We start from the raw sequence: 18,634 nt of genomic DNA on the forward strand, positions 1-18,634 counted from the left end.
AAGGCTCCCAGTAGACGACTGGGTTGATAGGCCGGATCTGGAAGCACGGTAACGTGTGGAGGTGACCGGTACTAATAGGCCGAGGGCTTGTCCATAGAGGCTCGCGTCCACTGTGTTGGTTCTGAAGCAACGACCGACGTCCCCCCTTGTTTGGGGGGTTTCCGGTCACAGTTTCATAGTGTTTCGGTGGTTATAGCGTGAGGGAAACGCCCGGTTACATTCCGAACCCGGAAGCTAAGCCTTACAGCGCCGATGGTACTGCAGGGGGGACCCTGTGGGAGAGTAGGACGCCGCCGAACTCCTTTTAGAGCTCTGGCTCTTGGGCAACTAGCCCGAGGGCCAGAGCTTTTTTGCGTTGAGGTAGGGTCAGGGGGCATCGTAGGTACTTTTCCCACAGGAGGCCCCCGGGTGGAGGTCCAGGAGACCCGTGTCCAGACGGACCGGGTCCTCACCATCCCCAACATCCTCAGCATGGCGCGGCTCCTTGGTGTGCCGCTGTTCCTGTGGCTGATTCTGAGGCCTGAGTTCGGCGGGCCGAAGAGTGATGGCTGGGCCCTTCTGGTGTTGGCCCTGAGCGGCGTCAGCGACTACCTGGACGGCAAGCTGGCGCGGCGTTGGAACCAGGTCAGCAGCCTCGGCCGGCTTCTCGACCCGGCGGCTGACCGGCTCTACATTCTTTCGACTTTGGTCGGTCTGACCTGGCGCGAGATTCTGCCGCTCTGGTTGACCGCTGCACTTCTGGCGCGCGAGCTGGTTCTGCTGGTGATGGTGGGCATCCTCAGGCGTCATGGCTATCCGCCGCCGCAGGTGAACTTCCTTGGGAAGGCAGCTACGTTCAACCTGATGTATGCCTTCCCGTTGCTGCTGCTCAGTGACGGAAGTGGATGGATCTCGTCACTCGCTGCTATTTTCGGATGGGCGTTCGCCGGATGGGGTACAACGCTGTACTGGTGGGCAGGAGTTCTCTACGTGGTTCAGGTCCGCCGCCTGCTCCGTGCGGACGCCATGGCCGAGTGAACTCGCGGATTGAAGCGGGCGTAGTGGCCCGATGGCCCGCGGTGGAAAAGTGCGGGACAATCTGGACGGGTGAAGTCGGCTAGACCGTCATCTCTTCGAGGAGGACGCTTCCGACATGAAGGCCGTCGTGATGGCCGGAGGCGAAGGCACGCGCCTTCGCCCCATGACCTCAAGCATGCCCAAGCCGCTCCTGCCGGTGGTGAACCGGCCGATCATGGAGCACGTTCTACGGCTGCTCAAAAGGCATGGGCTGAATGAGACCGTCGTGACCGTTCAGTTCCTGGCTTCGCTGGTCAAGAACTACTTCGGTGATGGTGAAGAGCTCGGAATGGAGCTCACCTATGCCAACGAGGAGAAGCCACTCGGTACCGCCGGAAGCGTCAAGAATGCCGAAGAGGCGTTGAAGGACGATGCTTTCCTCGTCATTTCCGGTGATGCCCTGACCGACTTCGACCTCACCGAGCTGATCAACTTCCACAAGGAAAAGGGCGCGCTCGWCACCGTCTGTCTGACTCGGGTGCCCAATCCGCTGGAATTCGGCATCACGATTGTCGATGAGGAAGGCCAGGTCGAGCGCTTCCTCGAGAAGCCGACCTGGGGTCAGGTCTTCTCGGACACCGTGAACACCGGCATCTATGTCATGGAGCCCGAGGTCTTCGACTATGTCGAGGCCGACGTACCCGTGGACTGGTCCGGCGATGTCTTCCCGCAGTTGATGAAGGAAGGCAAGCCGATCTATGGCTATATCGCGGAGGGGTATTGGGAGGACGTAGGCACTCACGAGAGCTACGTGAAGGCGCAGGCTGACGTCCTGGAGGGCAAGGACGCCAAGGTCGAAGCCGGCGTGGAAATCCGGGAGCACACCGTCGTCGGCTCGAACGTGGTCGTGAAGAGCGGAGCCTTTCTGCACAAGGCTGTCGTGCACGACAACGTGTATGTCGGGCAGCACAGCAATCTGCGCGGGTGCGTGGTCGGAAAGAACACCGACATCATGCGCGCCGCTCGGATCGAGGACGGCGCGGTCATCGGTGACGAGTGCCTGATCGGTGRGGAATCGATCGTTCAGGGCAACGTGCGTGTCTATCCGTTCAAGACCATCGAGGCCGGCGCCTTCGTCAACACCTCGGTGATCTGGGAGTCGAGAGGGCAGGCGCATCTCTTCGGTGCCCGTGGTGTCTCCGGAATCCTGAACGTGGAGATCACACCGGAACTCGCCGTGCGCCTCGCCGGCGCCTATGCGACGACCTTGAAGAAGGGCTCCACCGTCACCACGGCCCGCGACCACTCCCGTGGTGCTCGTGCGCTCAAGCGGGCGGTCATCTCGGCGCTCCAGGCCAGCGCCATCGATGTACGAGACCTGGAGAACGTACCGCTGCCCGTGGCGCGGCAGCAGACCGCGCGGGGCAGTGCCGGCGGGATCATGATCCGGACGACGCCCGGAGTGCCGGATTCCGTGGACATCATGTTCTTCGACGGGCAGGGGGCCGACCTGTCGCAAGCCAGTCAGCGGAAGCTGGACCGGGTCTTCGCGCGGCAGGAGTATCGGCGTGCGTTCCCGGGCGAGATCGGGGATCTGCATTTCCCGGCCAGTGTCTTCGATTCGTACACCGGGTCGTTGCAGCGGAATGTCGACACGACCGGGATTGCGGAGTCCGGGTTGAAGGTCGTCGTCGACGCGTCGAACGGCAGTGCCGGGCTCGTGCTGCCGAGCCTGCTCGGCAAGCTCGGCGTCGACTCGCTGACCATCAACCCCGGACTCGACGAGTCCAGGCCCACGGAGTCGGCGGACACGCGGCGGTCGGGGCTGGTGCGGCTGGGAGAGATCGTGGCGTCCGCGCGGGCCGCGTTCGGCGTGCGGTTCGACCCGGTGGGCGAGCGGCTGTCGCTGGTGGACGAGAAGGGACGGATCGTCGAGGACGACCGGGCCCTGCTGGTCATGCTCGACCTGGTGGCCGCGGAGCGGCGCAGCGGGCGTGTGGCGCTGCCGGTGACCACCACGAGGATCGCCGAGCAGGTCGCGGCGTATCACGGGACGCAGGTGGAGTGGACGACGACCTCGCCCGATGACCTGACCCGTGTCGGTCGCGACGACACGACGATCTTCGGTGGCGACGGCCGGGGCGGGTTCATCATCCCGGAGTTCAGCAGCGTCTTCGACGGTACGGCGGCGTTCGTACGGCTGATCGGCCTGGTGGCGCGGACGCAGCTCACGCTCAGCCAGATCGACGCGCGGATTCCGCGGGCGCATGTCATCAAGCGCGATCTTGCGACCCCCTGGGCCGTCAAGGGACTCGTCATGCGGCGGGTCGTCGAGGAGGCCGGAGATCGCTTTGTCGACACGACCGACGGAGTGCGGGTCGTGGAGACCGACGGGCGGTGGGTGATGGTGCTGCCTGACCCGGCGGAGGCGGTCACCCATCTGTGGGCCGAAGGGCCGGACGACGCGTCCGCCCAGGAACTGCTCGACGAGTGGTCGGCGGTCGTGGACAGCGCCGGCCGGTAATTGCACGGAGCACACGCGCGTGCCGGACAGGTGTCCCCGAAAGAGGCCTGTCCGGCACACCGGTGGGGCCATTCGGAGGTAGTGGTCGCGACGTGCGACGATGTGCGGCATGCCGCAGCCGCCCCCCGTTCGGAGCACATCTACGCCCCCTGCGCGCCCGGACGCCTCCATGTCGCTGCTCACGAACGTCATGGATCACAGCCTCGACGACGGGTATGCCGAGGCCGCCGCCCGCAAGGAGGCTGCGGGTCACGGGGGTCTGCCCAAGACGCTGAGGGCGAAGCTGGGGCTCGCTGCCGGACTGGTGCTCGCGGCGCTCGTGGTGACCGTGGGAGCCGCGCAGGCGCGCGTGGCGGCGCCCGTCGTGGCCAAGGAGCGCGAGGAGCTGATCGACCGCATCGACCGTGAGACAACGGCGGCGGACGAGCTGGAGGAGACCGTCGACGAGCTGCGCGCCGACGTGAGCGCACGGCAGCGCGAGGCCCTGAAGACGACCGGGGGCGATCAGGCCGAGCTCGTGGGCATTCTGGCGGGCGCGGTCGAGGTGCACGGACCCGGCGTGAAGCTGGTCGTGAACGACGCCAAGGAAGCGGGCACGGACGGCGACGGCGACCCACGAGGGGCGACCGGTTTCACCGACACCGGGCGGGTGCGCGACCGCGACATGCAGCGCGTGGTCAACGGGCTGTGGGAGTCGGGCGCGGAGGCCGTCTCGATCAATGGACAGCGGCTTACGGCCCTTTCGGCGATCAGGGCGGCGGGTGACGCAATACTGGTCGACAACAAGCCGTTGGTGCCGCCGTACACGGTGCTCGCGGTGGGGGACGGGGAGCGGCTGAGCACCAGGTTCCAGGACAGCGCCGACGGGCTGTACCTGCACGCCTTGCAGGAGAACTTCGGCATCCGGACCAGCATTTCCGTGCAGGAAGACCTCCGGCTGCCCGCCGCACCGAGTGTGATCGTTCGTACAGCACAGCCGAACACCGAGAAAACCGAGAAGGGCACATCGTGATCGCCGTACTGGGCCTCGTCGTGGGAGTCGTGGCCGGACTGTTGGTCCGGCCTGAGGTTCCGGCGGTCGTCGAGCCTTACCTGCCGATCGCCGTCGTGGCGGCTCTGGACGCCGTCTTCGGGGGTCTGCGGGCCATGCTCGACGGCATCTTCGACGACAAGGTCTTCGTCGTGTCGTTCCTGTCCAACGTGGTCGTGGCCGCGCTGATCGTTTTCCTGGGCGACAAGTTGGGCGTTGGGGCCCAGCTGTCCACGGGTGTCGTCGTGGTGCTCGGCATCCGGATCTTCTCGAACGCCGCGGCCATTCGCCGGCACGTGTTCCGGGCGTGAGGCCGATGAGCAACCAGGAAGAGACCCCGGACAACCGGCTGCGCAAGGAGCTGCCCGAAGAGGTGGCAGCGGGCGCGGGTGAGGCCTCGGACGCCCCTGAGAGCGCGGTCGCGCCCGAGGAGCAGCGAGCAGGGCTGACCGGTCGGCAGCGGCTCGCGCAGGGGCTGTGGCCGCCTCGCGTCACCCGGGCCCAACTCATCGTCGCCCTGCTGCTGTTCGGCCTCGGGTTCGGTCTGGCCGTCCAGGTCGCGTCGAACAGCGACAGCGACAGTGCCCTGCGTGGCGCACGTCAGGAAGATCTCGTTCGCATCCTCGATGAACTGGACGACCGTACTCAGCGTCTAGAGGACGAGAAGCAAGGTCTCGAGAAGCAGCGTGACGAGCTGGAGAACAGTTCGAACCAGGCCGAGGAGGCCCGCAAGCAGACGGTCGAGAAGGAGAGGCAACTCGGCATTCTGGCGGGCACCGTGGCCGCCCAAGGGCCTGGCATCACGATGACCATCGACGACACGAAGGGAACGGTCGAGGCGGACATGCTGCTCGACGCGATCCAGGAGTTGCGCGCCGCCGGCGCGGAGGCGATCCAGGTGAACGGCGAACGCGTCGTCGCCGGCACCTACCTCACCGATTCCGGCAACAGCGTGAGCGTCGACGGGAACAAGATCAACGCGCCCTATCGTTTCAAGGTCATCGGCAAGCCGCAGGACCTCGAACCAGCGCTCAACATCCCTGGAGGCGTGGTGCAGACCCTCGAGAAGGAGCAGGCCACCGTGACCATCGAGCGGTCGGACAAGATCGTCGTGGACGCCTTGCGAGCGGCGAAGCGCCCTGACTACGCTCGGTCGTCCTCCCAGTGAACCGGGGGTGCATGCGGGACATCCGGGGAGGGCATGAGGTTGCGGGGGGTCGGCGCACCGAATGGGTGGTGCGTGGTGGAAACTGTCTGGTGCGGACGGACGTTGTGAGTATGTCCGAGTCGGCCAGAAAGAGCAGTCAGGGTTCGTCCTGCCCCACGGGCGGGTCTGTTTCGGTCAAGGGGAATCGCCCGTGAAGTTGTTTGCGAAGTTGTTCGGCAAGAGCGCGCGAGAGGGTAGCGACAACGCGACCGCTCGGCACCGCGCACAGGGGGACGATGAGGGCCAGCGCCCGCTGTTCAGGGACCAGGTGCCTGGGCCGGGCGGTGACATTTCCGGAGGTCAGGGCGCGCCGTCAGTTGACCCTGGGCAGTCCGGCGGCATAGGTTTCGGGCAACCGTCAACCTCAAGTACGGGTGGAGGGTTTTCCCCGATGTCGGCCCTGGTGTGTACGAGGTGCGGTAACCGCAACGCGGAGAACAGCCGCTTCTGCTCCAACTGCGGCGCCCCGCTGCGGGCGGGTGCGACGCCCGAGCGTCCGTCCGAGACGACGTCCACGATCTCCATCTCCGGTCTTGAGGCCTACGACGCCGAGACCACCGGTCAGACTGCGATTCCGGCGCTGTCGCCCGAGGCCCAGGCGGCCGTCGACGCGCTGCCGCTGGGCTCCGCGCTCCTGGTGGTGCGCCGCGGGCCGAACTCGGGCAGCCGGTTCCTCCTGGACGGCGATCTGACCACGGCCGGTCGCCACCCGCAGAGCGACATCTTCCTGGACGACGTGACGGTCTCGCGCCGTCACGTGGAGTTCCGTCGCGCTCAGGACGGCTCGTTCACGGTGGCCGACGTCGGCAGCCTCAACGGCACGTACGTCAACCGCGAGCGGATCGACCAGGTCGCTCTGAACAACGGCGACGAGGTGCAGATCGGCAAGTACCGGCTGGTCTTCTACGCGAGCCAGCGGGGCTACTGATCCCTCCCCCGGAGCCCGTCCGGGGAGACCCAGGGAAGGTCCATGCTGAAAACACCGAGCGGCGGTGCCGGCTACGGCGCCGCCGCCACGGACGGTCGGCTGATGAGCATCGGCAGGGTGCTGACGGTGCTGCGCGAGGAATTCCCTGACATCACCATCTCCAAGATTCGTTTCCTGGAGTCGGAAGGTCTCGTGGAGCCACAGCGGACCCCCTCGGGGTATCGCAAGTTCAGTGCGCAGGACGTCGAGCGGCTCGGTCACGTCCTGCGGATGCAGCGGGACCACTATCTGCCGCTCAAGGTGATCCGGGAGCATCTGGACGCCATGGAGCGCGGCGAGGCGGCACCGCTGCCGACCGTGTGCCGGCAGCGGGATGGAGAAACGGTCCTGGAGCCCGTGGAGGCGCCCGCAGCGGCCCGGATCGGGCGGGCCGAGCTGTTGGCCGCGGCCGAGCTCGACGAGCGGGAGCTCGCGGAGTGGGAGTCGTACGGCCTGATCGCTCCGCTGTCGGACGGGGCCTACGACGCGGAGACCGTCACCGTGGCCGCCCTCGTGGCCGAGCTGGGGCGGTTCGGGATCGAGCCGAGGCACCTTCGGGTGATGAAGGCCGCCGCCGACCGTGAGGCCGGGCTCGTGGACCAGGTCGTGGCGCCGCTGAGGCGGCACCGCAACCCGCAGACCAGGGCTCACGCCGAGGCGCGCGCCAAGGAGCTGGCGGGGCTCACGGTGAAGCTGCACGCCGCGCTGGTGCAGACGGCCCTCGGGGTGCGGCTGCCCTGAGCGGGGCATGCACGGAAAGGCCGGATCGGCCACCCGTTCCCGGCCCGACTACCCAAACGTCCCGAGCACGGCCTAGGGTTGCTGTGTGAACGAGCTCGATGTCGTAGGTGTCCGGGTCGAAATGCCCTCCAACCAACCGATCGTGCTCCTGCGCGAAGTGGGAGGCGACCGTTACCTCCCCATCTGGATCGGGCCGGGGGAGGCGACGGCGATCGCCTTCGCTCAGCAGGGCATGGCCCCCGCGCGACCGCTGACCCACGACCTGTTCAAGGACGTGCTGGAGGCCGTCGGCCAGGAGCTCACCGAAGTACGCATCACGGACCTGCGTGAGGGCGTCTTCTACGCGGAGCTGGTCTTCGCCAGCGGCGTCGAGGTGAGCGCCCGTCCGTCCGATGCCATAGCGCTGGCCCTGCGCACCGGAACGCCCATCTACGGCAGCGACGGGGTGCTCGACGACGCCGGCATCGCTATCCCGGACGAGCAGGAGGACGAGGTGGAGAAGTTCCGCGAGTTCCTCGACCAGATCTCGCCCGAGGACTTCGGCACCAGCAGTCAGTGAGACGGTGTGGGCGGTGCCTGGCGGACTCGCGGTCCGTGGAGGACCGGCCCACAGCCGGTTACGGCTCAAATGCCGGCATTTGCCAGCGGCGAGCGAGAGCGTCCTGAAGCCCGCTCCGAGCGCATTCGGCTAGCCTTTCCCCGCGGTGGGGTGCGGGAAACCACTCCTAGGGTGATTATCACTCGGCGTGCCGAGTGTGGCGATCGTTGACGCGCCCCTGGTGACTGCCTACCGTCGAGAAGGCAGGTCAAGGACGGAGGTCGGCGTGAGAAGCAGCGGCGACGGTACGGCTGGGGGTGCCCCCGGGCGCAGTCTCGGGGCGAGCGGTCCGTACCCGCTTCACAGCAGCGCTGTTCAGGGCGGTGCTGCCGATCACGCTCTGCAGCGGCCGACGGTCGCGCCGAGCAGCGGCGGAGGGGCGGCGTCCATGGAGTCCGAGCAGATCGGCTACCGAGGTCCGACGGCATGTGCGGCCGCCGGCATCACCTACCGCCAACTGGACTACTGGGCGCGCACCGGGCTCGTCGAGCCGAGCGTGCGGCCCGCGTACGGGTCCGGGACGCAGCGGTTGTACAGCTTCCGGGACGTGGTCGTCCTGAAGATCGTCAAGCGGTTCCTCGACACCGGTGTGTCGCTCCAGAACATCCGTACCGCCGTACAGCATCTGCGGGAGCAGGGCTTTAGCGATCTTGAGCGCATGACGCTGATGAGCGACGGCGCCACCGTGTACGAGTGCAGCTCGCCGGACGAGGTGCACGCGCTGCTCCAGGGTGGGCAGGGGATCTTCGGGATCGCCGTGGGCGTGGTGTGGCGGGACGTCGAGAGCGCGCTGTCGCAGCTGCACGGGGAGCGGATCGACACCGGGGAGACGCTCGTCGGGCCCAACCCGGCGGACGAGCTGGCTCGGCGGCGCAACCGGGCGGTCTGAGCGGGCTTCGCCCCGCCTGGAGCTCCTCGTGGTCGTCGGGCGGGAGCGGCCGGGCGGCTGGTGGCCGCAAACAGGTGGTCGTGGCGGGGCATTGTCAGTGGCGTGAGGCAGCATCGGAGATGTGAGAAACGCGCCCACGATCCTGCATCTCGACATGGATGCCTTCTACGCCTCGGTGGAACAGGCATCCAAGCCGAGCCTGCGTGGGAAAGCCGTGATCGTGGGTGGGCTCGGGCCGCGTGGAGTCGTCGCCACCGCGTCCTATGAAGCCCGGGTCTTCGGGGTTCACTCGGCGATGCCCATGGCCCAGGCGCGTCGGCTGGCGCCCAACGCCGCGTATCTCGTGCCGCGCTTCGGGATCTACCGCGACATCAGCGAGCAGGTCATGAGGCTGCTGCGGGAGCTGTCGCCGCTGGTGGAGCCGTTGAGCCTGGATGAGGCGTTCGTGGATCTGGAGGCCGGGGAAGCGGCCTGGGACGAGGCGTCGGCGCGGCTGGTGGGGTCGAAACTGCGCGCCGACATACGCGCCGCCACGGGGCTCGCCGGGTCGGTGGGGCTGGCCGCGTCCAAGATGCTCGCGAAGATCGCCTCGGAGCAGGCCAAGCCCGATGGGCTGGTGCTGATCGAGCCGGGGACCGAGCGGGCGTTGCTGGGGCCGATGTCGGTGCGGACGTTGCCGGGGGTGGGGCCGGCTACTGGGGACCATCTGCGGCGGGCCGGGATCCATACGGTCGAGGAGATCGCCGAGGCGGGTGAGGACGAGCTCGTACGGATGCTGGGAAAGGCGCATGGGCATGCGCTGCACGCGATGGCGTTGGCGCATGACGAGCGGCCCGTGGTGGCCGAGCGGGAGGCCAAGTCGGTGTCGGTCGAGGACACGTATGACGTGGACATTCATGACCGGGTTCGGGTGGGGCTGGAGGTTCAGCGGCTGGCCGATCGGTGTGTGCGGCGGTTGCGGGGGGCCGGGTTGTCGGGGCGGACCATCGTGCTGAAGGTGCGGCGGTATGACTTTTCGACCTTGACGCGGTCCGAGACGTTGCGGGGGCCGACGGATGATCCGGCTGTGGTGCGGGAGGCTGCTGCGCGGTTGCTGGATTCCGTGGATACGACGGGTGGGGTGCGGCTGCTGGGGGTCCAAGATCGGCACCATCGACGAGGTCTACCTCGACGACGCGACCGGAGTGCCGGAGTGGGCGGCGATACGYMCMGGCCTGTTCTCCCGGGACGCCTTCGTCCCCCTGKAGCCCAGCGAGCTGGTGGTAGAGCTGGAGTTCTTGTTCGGGGGAGAGGTGGCGGCCTACCCCGAAGTCGGGGGCGTCCTTGATCAGGGCGCGGTCGAAGGGGATGTGGAGGCTGCCCTCCACCAGCTCGCTGGGCTCCAGGGGGACGAAGGCGTCCCGGGAGAACAGGCCGGTGCGTATCGCCGCCCACTCCGGCACTCCGGTCGCGTCGTCGAGGTAGACCTCGTCGATGGTGCCGATCTTGGTGCCGTTGCGGTCGAAGGCCTTGCGGCCGATCAGATTGCGCGGATCGATGTCGGTCTGCACGGGCCCTCCACTTGGTCGCAACTCGTCCGTAAGCACTACGAAAGGGCAGATTGGTGAGAGCGGCCACTCGAAGGTCCGTGCGTTGACCTCGCTGGTAGTCTTGCTAGCGGCTGCTGACCCCGTGCGGGAGAGTCCTCCGGACATCACCGGAGGCGCCGAAGGAGCAAATCCTCCCCGGAATCTCTCAGGCACACGTACCGCACGGACGAGGTCACTCTGGAAAGCAGGGCGGGTGTCGATGGCCTCCGCTCTCACCGACGGTGAAAGCCGGCGGCCCTCGGGCTGCCCGGTGAAGCTCTCAGGTTGAGATGACAGAGGGGGAGGCCGTCCGGGTACCCGTGCCGTGGTGCCCCTCGAAGGTCGTGTCAGACCAGGAGGCCTCCGTAATGACCGCCCATCGCATTCCGCTCTCCGAGCTCGAGCAGGGTATTCCCTTCGAGCAGCGTCATATCGGTCCTGATCATGAGGCTCGGGCGAAGATGCTCGCCCAGGTCGGGTACGGCTCGCTGGATGAGCTCACCGCCGCCGCCGTGCCGGATGTGATCAAGAACGCCGACTCCCTGGAGCTTCCGGGCGCGCGTACCGAGGCCGAGGTGCTGGCCGAGCTGCGATCGCTCGCCGACCGCAACCAGGTGCTGGACTCGATGATCGGGCTCGGGTACTACGGCACCTTCACGCCGCCGGTCATCCTGCGCAACGTCATGGAGAATCCGGCCTGGTACACCGCCTACACCCCGTACCAGCCCGAGATCTCGCAGGGGCGGCTCGAGGCGCTTCTCAACTTCCAGACCATGGTCGCCGAGCTCACCGGGCTTCCGACCTCCGGTGCCTCGCTGCTCGACGAGGGGACCGCCGCGGCCGAGGCCATGGCCCTGTCGCGGCGTATGGGCAGGAACAAGAAGGGACTGTTCCTGGTCGACGCGGATGTGCTTCCGCAGACCATCGCCGTGATCGAGACCCGCGCCGAGCCGACCGGCGTGGAGATCGTCGTCGCCGATCTCAGCGACGGCATCCCGGCCGAGATCGCCTCGCGTGACATCACCGGCGTGCTCCTGCAGTACCCGGGCGCCTCCGGCGTCGTACGGGACATCAAGCCGGTCATCGACCAGGCGCACGAGCTCGGTGCCCTCGTCACCGTCGCCGCCGACCTCCTCGCGCTCACGCTGCTGAAGTCGCCCGGTGAGCTCGGGGCGGACATCGCGGTCGGGACGACGCAGCGGTTCGGTGTGCCGATGGGCTTCGGCGGACCGCACGCCGGCTTCATGGCCGTACACGAGAAGTTCGCGCGCAGCCTGCCCGGGCGGCTCGTGGGTGTGTCCGTGGACGCCGACGGGAACAGGGCGTACCGGCTGGCCCTCCAGACGCGTGAGCAGCACATCCGGCGCGAGAAGGCGACCAGCAACATCTGTACGGCCCAGGTGCTGCTCGCCGTGATGGCCGGGATGTACGCCGTCTACCACGGTCCCGACGGGCTGAGGGCCATCGCCCGGCGGACCCACCGCTACGCCACGATCCTCGCCGCGGGGCTCACCGCCGGCGGGGTCGAGGTCGTGCACGGTTCCTACTTCGACACGCTGACCGTGCGGGTACCCGCGAAGGCCGCCGAGGTCGTCGCCGCCGCCCGGCAGAACGGCGTCAACCTGTACCTCGTCGACGCCGACCACGTCTCCATCGCCTGCGACGAGACCACTCTGCGGGCCCAACTGGGCGCCGTATGGACGGCGTTCGGGGTCGAGGGCGACATCGAGGCGCTGGACGCGAGCGCCGAGGAGGCGCTCACGGACGGGCTGCTGCGCACCGACGACTTCCTCACGCACCCCGTCTTCCACGAGTACCGCTCCGAGACGGCGATGCTGCGCTACCTGCGCAGGCTGGCCGACCGGGACTACGCSCTCGACCGCGGCATGATCCCGCTGGGCTCCTGCACGATGAAGCTCAACGCGACCACCGAGATGGAGCCGGTCACCTGGCCGGAGTTCGGCCAGCTGCACCCCTTCGCCCCCGCCGAGCAGGCACAGGGCTATCTCACGCTCATCCGTGAGCTGGAGGAACGTCTCGCCGAGGTCACCGGCTACGACAAGGTGTCGCTCCAGCCCAACGCCGGATCGCAGGGTGAGCTGGCCGGACTGCTCGCCGTGCGCGGGTACCACCGGGCCAATGGTGACGAGCAGCGGACCGTCTGCCTCATCCCCTCCTCCGCGCACGGCACGAATGCCGCCAGCGCCGTGATGGCCGGCATGAAGGTCGTCGTCGTGAAGACCGCCGAGGACGGCGAGATCGACGTCGCGGACCTGCGGGCGAAGATCGAGCAGCACCGCGACGAGCTCGCGGTGCTGATGATCACGTACCCGTCGACGCACGGTGTGTTCGAGGAGCACGTCGCCGACATCTGCGCGCAGGTCCACGAGGCCGGCGGGCAGGTGTATGTCGACGGCGCGAACCTCAACGCGCTGGTGGGGCTGGCCAAGCCGGGCCACTTCGGCGGTGATGTCTCGCACCTGAACCTGCACAAGACCTTCTGCATCCCGCACGGCGGTGGCGGTCCGGGCGTCGGGCCGGTCGGCGTGCGCTCGCACCTGGCGCCGTACCTGCCGAACCACCCCCTCCAGCCGGCCGCCGGTCCGGAGACGGGTGTCGGTCCGATCTCGGCCGCGCCGTGGGGTTCGGCGGGCATCCTGCCCATCTCCTGGGCGTACGTCCGCCTCATGGGCGGTGAGGGCCTGAAGCGGGCGACGCAGGTGGCCGTGCTGTCCGCCAACTACATCGCCAAGCGGCTGGAGCCGCACTTCCCGGTGCTCTACACCGGGCCGGGCGGGCTGGTCGCGCACGAGTGCATCATCGATCTGCGGCCGCTGACCAAGGCGACCGGCGTGAGCGTCGACGACGTCGCCAAGCGGCTCATCGACTACGGCTTCCACGCGCCGACGATGTCGTTCCCGGTGGCCGGGACGCTGATGATCGAGCCGACCGAGTCCGAGGATCTGAACGAACTCGACCGGTTCTGCGAGGCGATGATCGCCATCCGCGCGGAGATCGAGAAGGTCGGGTCGGGACAGTGGCCCGCCGAGGACAACCCGCTGGGCAACGCCCCGCACACCGCCGGTGCGCTCGGCGACAAGTGGGAGCACGCGTACAGCCGTGAGGAGGCCGTGTTCCCGGCCGGGGTGTCGGCCGCCGACAAGTACTGGCCGCCGGTGCGCCGCATCGACCAGGCCTTCGGCGACCGCAACCTCGTCTGCTCGTGCCCGCCGCTGGACGCCTACGAGGACTGAGCACAGGGCTGACGTCCCCCGGGAGCGACGCACGAACCTGGGAAGGGCTCCCCTTCGGCCACGCACAGCCGAAGGGGAGCCCTTGTGCGTGTCGGGGTCAAACCGTCGTCAGGGCCACCTCCGTCGCCTCGACCAGCGCGACGACGGGGACGCCGGGAGACAGGGCGAGGTCGGTGGTGGCATCCCTGGTGATGGCGGCGGTCAGGGCGCCGCCGTCGACCGCGATCTTCACCGACGCCATCGCGCCGACGGTGGCGATGCCGGTGATCGTGCCGGGAAGCCGGTTGCGCAGGGGCAGGGCCTCGGTCGGGACGGTGGCCAGCGAGATGTGCGTCGCTGTCACCAGGGCGTTCACGGTGGTGCCCGCGGACAGGCCGAGTTCCTCGACGGCCGAGGGGGCGATGGCCGCGGTGAGGTCCTGGCCGCCGGTGAGGTGGACGTCGACCATGGCCATGACCTCGCCCGGGGTGATGGCCGTGATCGTGCCGGGGAGGTGGTTGCGGATGCTCAGGCTCATCGGGGACGCCTCACGCGATGTTATTTGTGTTCTTATGCGCCTTTTGGCTCCTACCGTAGTCGCCGCCGTGGCTGCCGTCCGGTCTCGTCGTGGTGGGCGGAGCGGGAACTGTCGGCAGGGGCTTGGCCGTTGGGTGTAACGCGATATAGCGTTAGTTTGGTTGATGGACTGCGATCGGGGTGAGCGACATGTCGGCTGATCTCTCGCGTACGGGGCTGCGGGCCTCGGACGCGGATCGGGACCGTGCCGTGGACGTGCTGAACGGGGCGGCGGGGGACGGCCGGCTGACCATCGAGGAGCTGGACGAGCGGGTGACCGCCGCCCTCTCCGCCCGCACGCTGGGCGAGTTGGCGGGGCTGACGGCGGACCTGCCGGCGGCGCCGGGCCGTGCGGAGGCCAAGGAACTCGTCCGCATCGAGCAGCAGGCCGGTTCGGCCGTGCGGAGCGGGGGCTGGGTGGTGCCCCGCCGGCTGGAGATCGAGTCGTCCTGGGGTGATGTGACCCTCGACTTCACGCAGGCGGTGATAGCCGAAGGGACCCTGCGCATCGACCTGAACATGCATGCCGGCACCCTGAAGCTGGTCACGCGACCCGGAGTCGTCGTGGACACCGACCTGCTGGTGATCGAGTTCGCCCAGGTCAAGACACGTCCATCGGGCGACGCGGCTGCGCCCGTCGCCCTGCGGGTCGAGATCGCCGGGCGTATGACGTACGGGCAGGTCGTGGTACGGCCGGCCCGGCGCTCGGTCTTCAGGAGATCCCGGACGCCCTGAGCACCGCCCGCGCCTGCGCGTCGTCGATTTGATGCCGGAGCCGTTCCAGTACGTCGATGCCCTCCAGGAGGGTCCCGCTCGCGCGTGAGCGGCGTACTCCGGTGTCCAGTTCGTGCCACAGCAGCGGGTTGTTGACGAGGATCCGCGGGTCCAGTTCCAGACGGCGGCCGTCCGCGTCGCACAGGGTCAGGTGCGCGCAGACGTCGCCGTGCTGCCGGACGGTCACCAGCGCGTCCGTCCGTACCGCCTGACGTCGTACGAGGCCATGCACGGCGAGCCATCCCGGGCCCGCGGTCACGCGCTGGGGGAGCAGGATCGTGAAGAGTACGGCGGTCATGACCAGCCACAGCAGGGCGCGCGGCGGCGTCAGGGTGTGTCCGTCCCAGTCGACCAGCAGGGTCATGCCGAGGAAGGCCAGAGCGCAGCCCGCAGCGAACCGGGCGCTGTTCCGCCAGTGGCGGTCACCGGTCGGGGCCGGGTGCAGTCTGCTGCCGTCCACATTGCAGACGGTAGGACGCCCAGGCGCCCGAGCGAACTGTGCTGACAGTGCTCTGACGCCTTACGGCTCATCGTTGACGCGATCCTGATGGGCGCGGCCGGCTCAGCGGCAAGGCTCAGCCGGTGTGCACCCGCGGCCTGCGGTCCCGGTCCGGCTCCGCCTCGCGCAGCACCTCACGGGTGACCGGAGCGACCTCGCCCTGCCCGAAGAGGAAGAAGCGCAGGAAGTTGGCGAAGGGGGTGCCCTCGGTCCACTCGAAGTAGATGTGCGGGATACGGCCGGTGCTGTCCCGGACGTTCAGGAGTAGCGCGGCCAGGGCGTTGGGAATGGAGGAGGACTCCAGGGTGAGGACGCGGTAGCGGTTGTGCATGACCTGTCCGCGCACGATCAGGCCCGCCTCGAACTCGGACGGGTCAGTGACCGTCACCTCGACGAAGACGAAGTCCTCCTGCTCGGACATGTCGTTGTCGTTGCGGATCTGCTCGATCTTGTCGCGGTACTCGGCCTTGTCCCGGCTGTCGGGTTCGTTGGCGATGAACCGGATCTTGCGGCTCGCCATGTCTCGGACGAAACGTTCCGCCATGTCGTCGAGCGTCACGCTGGTGACGCGGAGCTCGAAGGCGCGCATCAGCCGCGAGAGCAGGGAGATGAGGATGATGCCGGCGATGAAGCAGGCGCCGATCTTCACACCGTCGGGGCGCTCGATGACGTTCACGACGGTCGTGTACAGGAACACCGCCGAGATGACCGCGAAGCCGATGAACCACTTGCGCTGACCGGCCTTGCGGGCCGCGATGGTCACCGCGATGGCGGCCGAGCTGATGAGCACCAGCACACCGGTGGCGTACGCGCCGCCCTGCGCGTCGACGTCGGCGTCGAAGATCCAGGTCACCAGGAACGCGACCAGAGTGAAGACGATGACCATCGGGCGCACCGCGCGCGCCCAGTGCGGGGCCATGCCGTACCGGGGCAGATAGCGCGGCATCAGGTTGAGCAGGCCGGCCATGGCGGAGGCGCCGGCGAACCACAGGATGGCGATCGTCGAGACGTCGTAGACCGTGCCGAAGGCGTTGCCGAGGTATTCGTGTGCGAGGTAGGCGAGGGCACGGCCGTTGGCCGCGCCGCCCGGCTCGAACTCCTTCTCGGGGATCAGCAGCGTGGTGATGAAGCTCGTCGTGACCAGGAAGCAGCTCATGATCACTGCGGCGGTGGTGAGCAGCTTCTTGGTGCCCCGGATCCGGCCCTCCGGGCTCTCCTCGCTCTCGCCCGGGTCGCCCTTGACGTGCGGCATCACAGCGACGCCGGTCTCGAACCCGGAGAGGCCGAGCGCGAGCTTGGGGAAGACGATCAGGGCGACGCCGATCATCACGAAGACGTTGCCGTGCTCCGCGGTGAGGGCGGTGGTCCAGTCGGTGACCACGTGTCCCTCGGTGGCGACGTGGTACAGGCCGGAGACGACGACGACCGCGTTGAGCGCGAGATAGATGCCCACCAGGACGACCGCGACACCGATCGCCTCCAGGAAGCCCTTGAGGAACACCGCGCCGAGGAGCGCGACGAGTATCAAGGTGATCACCAACTGCTTGTCGTGCAGGGCGCTTTCCAGATGCGGGTTCTCGACCAGGTGGGTCGAGGCGTCGGCCGCGGACAAGGTGATCGTGATCAGGAAGTCCGTGGCGGCGAAGCCCAGCAGGGTCAGGACGAACAGCTTGCCCTTCCAGAAGGTGAGCAGCCGTTCGAGCATCGCGATCGAGCCCTGGCCGTGCGGGCTCTCCTCGGCCACCCGCCGGTAGACGGGCAGGGCGCCGGCGAGGGTGACGATCACGAGCACGATGGTCGCCACGGGGGAGAGCAGGCCGGCCGCGAGGGCGGCGATGCCCGGCTGGTAGCCGAGGGTCGAGAAGTAGTCGACGCCGGTGAGGCACATGACGCGGTACCAGTGCTGGCCCTCGTCCACGGGCTCCTTCTCCGCCTGCGGACTCTTGGTGCCGTGGCCCTTGCCCATGTCGGACAGGCCCTCCAGCATCCAGGCGCGCAAGCGACTGGGAGGAGGGTGTTCGGTCGTGGCCATCGGCGTGCTCCTGATGTGCGGGTCGGCGTGCGATTCCGGCCATCACGCGGACGGCGGCACCAGCGTAAGCAGAGAGTGACGTACGGGCCCACGGATCAAGGGGCCGCAGGCGTCAAGCTTCCGTTAAGACTGGCCATGGCGGCGGTGGTCGCGCATCAAGATGTGAGCTCTGGTACCGGTTCATCAGGGGTTCGGCTGTATGGGGGACGGGCGGCGCGATGGGGAGGGCGGACACCCAGCGTCATCGCCGGGCATCGGCCGAGGCGTGCCGACGCGTTCACGCGCTGAGCCGTTTCCGGGAGACCGGACTGCCCACCGCGTGGTGGACGTACTCACGCACCAGGCGGAAACCGGCGGTCCACGCGAGCAGACGGCCGGCGCGGTCGAGGACCGAGCAGTTCCAGCTCGGCACCCGGCCGCGCGCGGTGATGTCCGCGCACAGCGCGTCGACGCAGGCCAGGCCGAGGCGGTGGCGGCGGTGGTCCGGCACGGTGAAGACCGCCACGTCCTCGTAGCGGCTGCCCCGGAAGCAGGTGCAGGCCACGGCCAGGATCCGTCCCTTGCGGCTCACGGCGGCCCAGCCGTGGCCCGAGGAGGCGAGGCCCAGCGGCCCGCCCCAACTGGCCGAGATCCACGAGGCGTCGGAGCCGAGGTCGTGCAGCGCTTCGGTATCGGCCGGCTCCAGGCGGCGCACGGTCGCACCGAAGGGGAGCGGGGCCGACTGGGGTTCGGCCTGCAAGGTCCAGATCATCCGCTCCCAGGGGGTGAGCCGCTCGAAGGCGGCGCCGAGCGAGGGCAGGAAGCGGGCAGGCGCCTCGATGCGGGTTCCGGCCAGGGGCGCGAGGACGTCCGCAGTGAGCGTGTCCGGGACGCCGCGCAGGACGACGTATCCGGCGCACGACACGGCGATGGCACGAGGCTGGACCGGACGGTCGGCCAACCAGCGGCCGACGCCTGTGGCGAGGACGTGCTCGCCGATGGCGGCAGGGCCGGGGGTACC

At 68.3% G+C, this 18,634-nt stretch carries 15 protein-coding genes, 1 rRNA gene, 3 pseudogenes, 1 riboswitch and 1 other annotated feature (1 of these 21 only partly in view); of the genes and pseudogenes, 14 read left to right on the top strand and 5 right to left on the bottom strand.

The window, feature by feature from the left end; translation table 11 throughout:
* Positions 1-95, top strand: a sequence feature (most likely nonfunctional fraction of RNA operon); it begins 1,712 nt to the left of the window's first position.
* Positions 96-182: 87 nt separating this feature from the next.
* From rrf to EAO75_RS48655, 12 genes and pseudogenes are all read left to right on the top strand, one after another.
* Positions 183-299: ribosomal RNA gene (gene rrf / locus EAO75_RS25045) — 5S ribosomal RNA — on the top strand.
* A 109-nt stretch (positions 300-408) separates the two neighbouring features.
* Positions 409-1,017, top strand: a complete 609-nt coding sequence (locus tag EAO75_RS25050; RefSeq protein ID WP_147997276.1) for a CDP-alcohol phosphatidyltransferase family protein — start codon at positions 409-411, stop codon at positions 1,015-1,017.
* A gap of 115 nt (positions 1,018-1,132) precedes the next feature.
* Complete coding sequence (locus tag EAO75_RS25055) at positions 1,133-3,520, top strand: mannose-1-phosphate guanyltransferase (protein ID WP_147997277.1); 2,388 nt, start codon at positions 1,133-1,135, stop codon at positions 3,518-3,520.
* Between the two features lie 109 nt (positions 3,521-3,629).
* Positions 3,630-4,532 carry a DUF881 domain-containing protein gene (locus EAO75_RS25060; protein WP_187284569.1) on the top strand — a complete coding sequence of 301 codons (903 nt, stop codon included), beginning with the start codon at positions 3,630-3,632 and terminating at the stop codon, positions 4,530-4,532.
* Positions 4,529-4,861 carry a small basic family protein gene (locus tag EAO75_RS25065; protein ID WP_003988855.1) on the top strand — a complete coding sequence of 111 codons (333 nt, stop codon included), beginning with the start codon at positions 4,529-4,531 and terminating at the stop codon, positions 4,859-4,861. The genes EAO75_RS25060 and EAO75_RS25065 overlap by 4 nt, the downstream gene beginning before the upstream one ends.
* 5 nt (positions 4,862-4,866) lie before the next feature.
* Positions 4,867-5,718, top strand: coding sequence for a DUF881 domain-containing protein (locus tag EAO75_RS25070; RefSeq protein WP_147997279.1), 852 nt, complete (start codon positions 4,867-4,869; stop codon positions 5,716-5,718).
* A gap of 61 nt (positions 5,719-5,779) precedes the next feature.
* Positions 5,780-6,685, top strand: coding sequence for an FHA domain-containing protein (locus EAO75_RS25075; protein WP_147997280.1), 906 nt, complete (start codon positions 5,780-5,782; stop codon positions 6,683-6,685).
* A gap of 42 nt (positions 6,686-6,727) precedes the next feature.
* A complete protein-coding gene (locus tag EAO75_RS25080; RefSeq protein ID WP_147997281.1) occupies positions 6,728-7,465 on the top strand; it encodes a MerR family transcriptional regulator in 738 nt (245 codons plus the stop codon).
* Positions 7,466-7,550: 85 nt separating this feature from the next.
* Positions 7,551-8,024, top strand: a complete 474-nt coding sequence (locus EAO75_RS25085) for a bifunctional nuclease family protein (RefSeq protein ID WP_004002801.1) — start codon at positions 7,551-7,553, stop codon at positions 8,022-8,024.
* A gap of 265 nt (positions 8,025-8,289) precedes the next feature.
* On the top strand, positions 8,290-8,952 hold the full coding sequence (locus EAO75_RS25090) for a MerR family transcriptional regulator (protein ID WP_147997282.1): 663 nt from the start codon (positions 8,290-8,292) through the stop codon (positions 8,950-8,952).
* 121 nt (positions 8,953-9,073) lie between these two features.
* Positions 9,074-10,090: pseudogene (locus EAO75_RS25095) on the top strand (DNA polymerase IV); the annotation flags it as partial.
* Positions 10,032-10,214 (top strand): annotated as a pseudogene (locus tag EAO75_RS48655) (PRC-barrel domain-containing protein); the annotation flags it as partial. The pseudogenes EAO75_RS25095 and EAO75_RS48655, both read left to right, overlap by 59 nt.
* Here the strand turns inward: EAO75_RS48655 and EAO75_RS25105 are convergent.
* Positions 10,212-10,502, bottom strand: a pseudogene (locus EAO75_RS25105) (PRC-barrel domain-containing protein); the annotation flags it as partial. The pseudogenes EAO75_RS48655 and EAO75_RS25105 overlap by 3 nt on opposite strands.
* Before the next feature lie 114 nt (positions 10,503-10,616).
* Positions 10,617-10,712: riboswitch (glycine riboswitch) on the top strand.
* A gap of 176 nt (positions 10,713-10,888) precedes the next feature.
* On the opposite strand from EAO75_RS25105, the gene gcvP reads away from it, so the two are divergent.
* Positions 10,889-13,774: an aminomethyl-transferring glycine dehydrogenase gene (gene gcvP, locus EAO75_RS25110; RefSeq protein WP_147997283.1), complete on the top strand. Its 2,886-nt coding sequence runs from the start codon at positions 10,889-10,891 to the stop codon at positions 13,772-13,774.
* A 97-nt stretch (positions 13,775-13,871) separates the two neighbouring features.
* On the opposite strand, the gene EAO75_RS25115 is transcribed toward gcvP, so the two are convergent.
* Positions 13,872-14,291 (bottom strand): molybdopterin-binding protein, encoded by a 420-nt coding sequence (locus tag EAO75_RS25115; RefSeq protein ID WP_147997284.1) that lies wholly within the window; start codon positions 14,289-14,291, stop codon positions 13,872-13,874.
* A gap of 188 nt (positions 14,292-14,479) precedes the next feature.
* On the opposite strand from EAO75_RS25115, the gene EAO75_RS25120 reads away from it, so the two are divergent.
* Positions 14,480-15,064, top strand: a complete 585-nt coding sequence (locus EAO75_RS25120) for a DUF1707 domain-containing protein (RefSeq protein WP_147997285.1) — start codon at positions 14,480-14,482, stop codon at positions 15,062-15,064.
* Here EAO75_RS25120 and EAO75_RS25125 read toward each other — a convergent pair.
* The 3 genes from EAO75_RS25125 to EAO75_RS25135 all read right to left on the bottom strand — a co-directional run.
* A complete protein-coding gene (locus tag EAO75_RS25125; RefSeq protein ID WP_147997286.1) occupies positions 15,042-15,563 on the bottom strand; it encodes a hypothetical protein in 522 nt (173 codons plus the stop codon). The two genes, EAO75_RS25120 and EAO75_RS25125, sit on opposite strands and share 23 nt — an antisense overlap.
* A gap of 115 nt (positions 15,564-15,678) precedes the next feature.
* Positions 15,679-17,634, bottom strand: a complete 1,956-nt coding sequence (locus tag EAO75_RS25130; protein WP_147997287.1) for an amino acid transporter — start codon at positions 17,632-17,634, stop codon at positions 15,679-15,681.
* A 277-nt stretch (positions 17,635-17,911) separates the two neighbouring features.
* Positions 17,912-18,634: GNAT family N-acetyltransferase (locus EAO75_RS25135; RefSeq protein ID WP_261989396.1), on the bottom strand; the 723-nt coding region annotated here is incomplete at its 5' end.

The organism is Streptomyces sp. UW30, from assembly GCF_008042075.1.
In the GTDB taxonomy this organism is placed as follows: domain Bacteria; phylum Actinomycetota; class Actinomycetes; order Streptomycetales; family Streptomycetaceae; genus Streptomyces.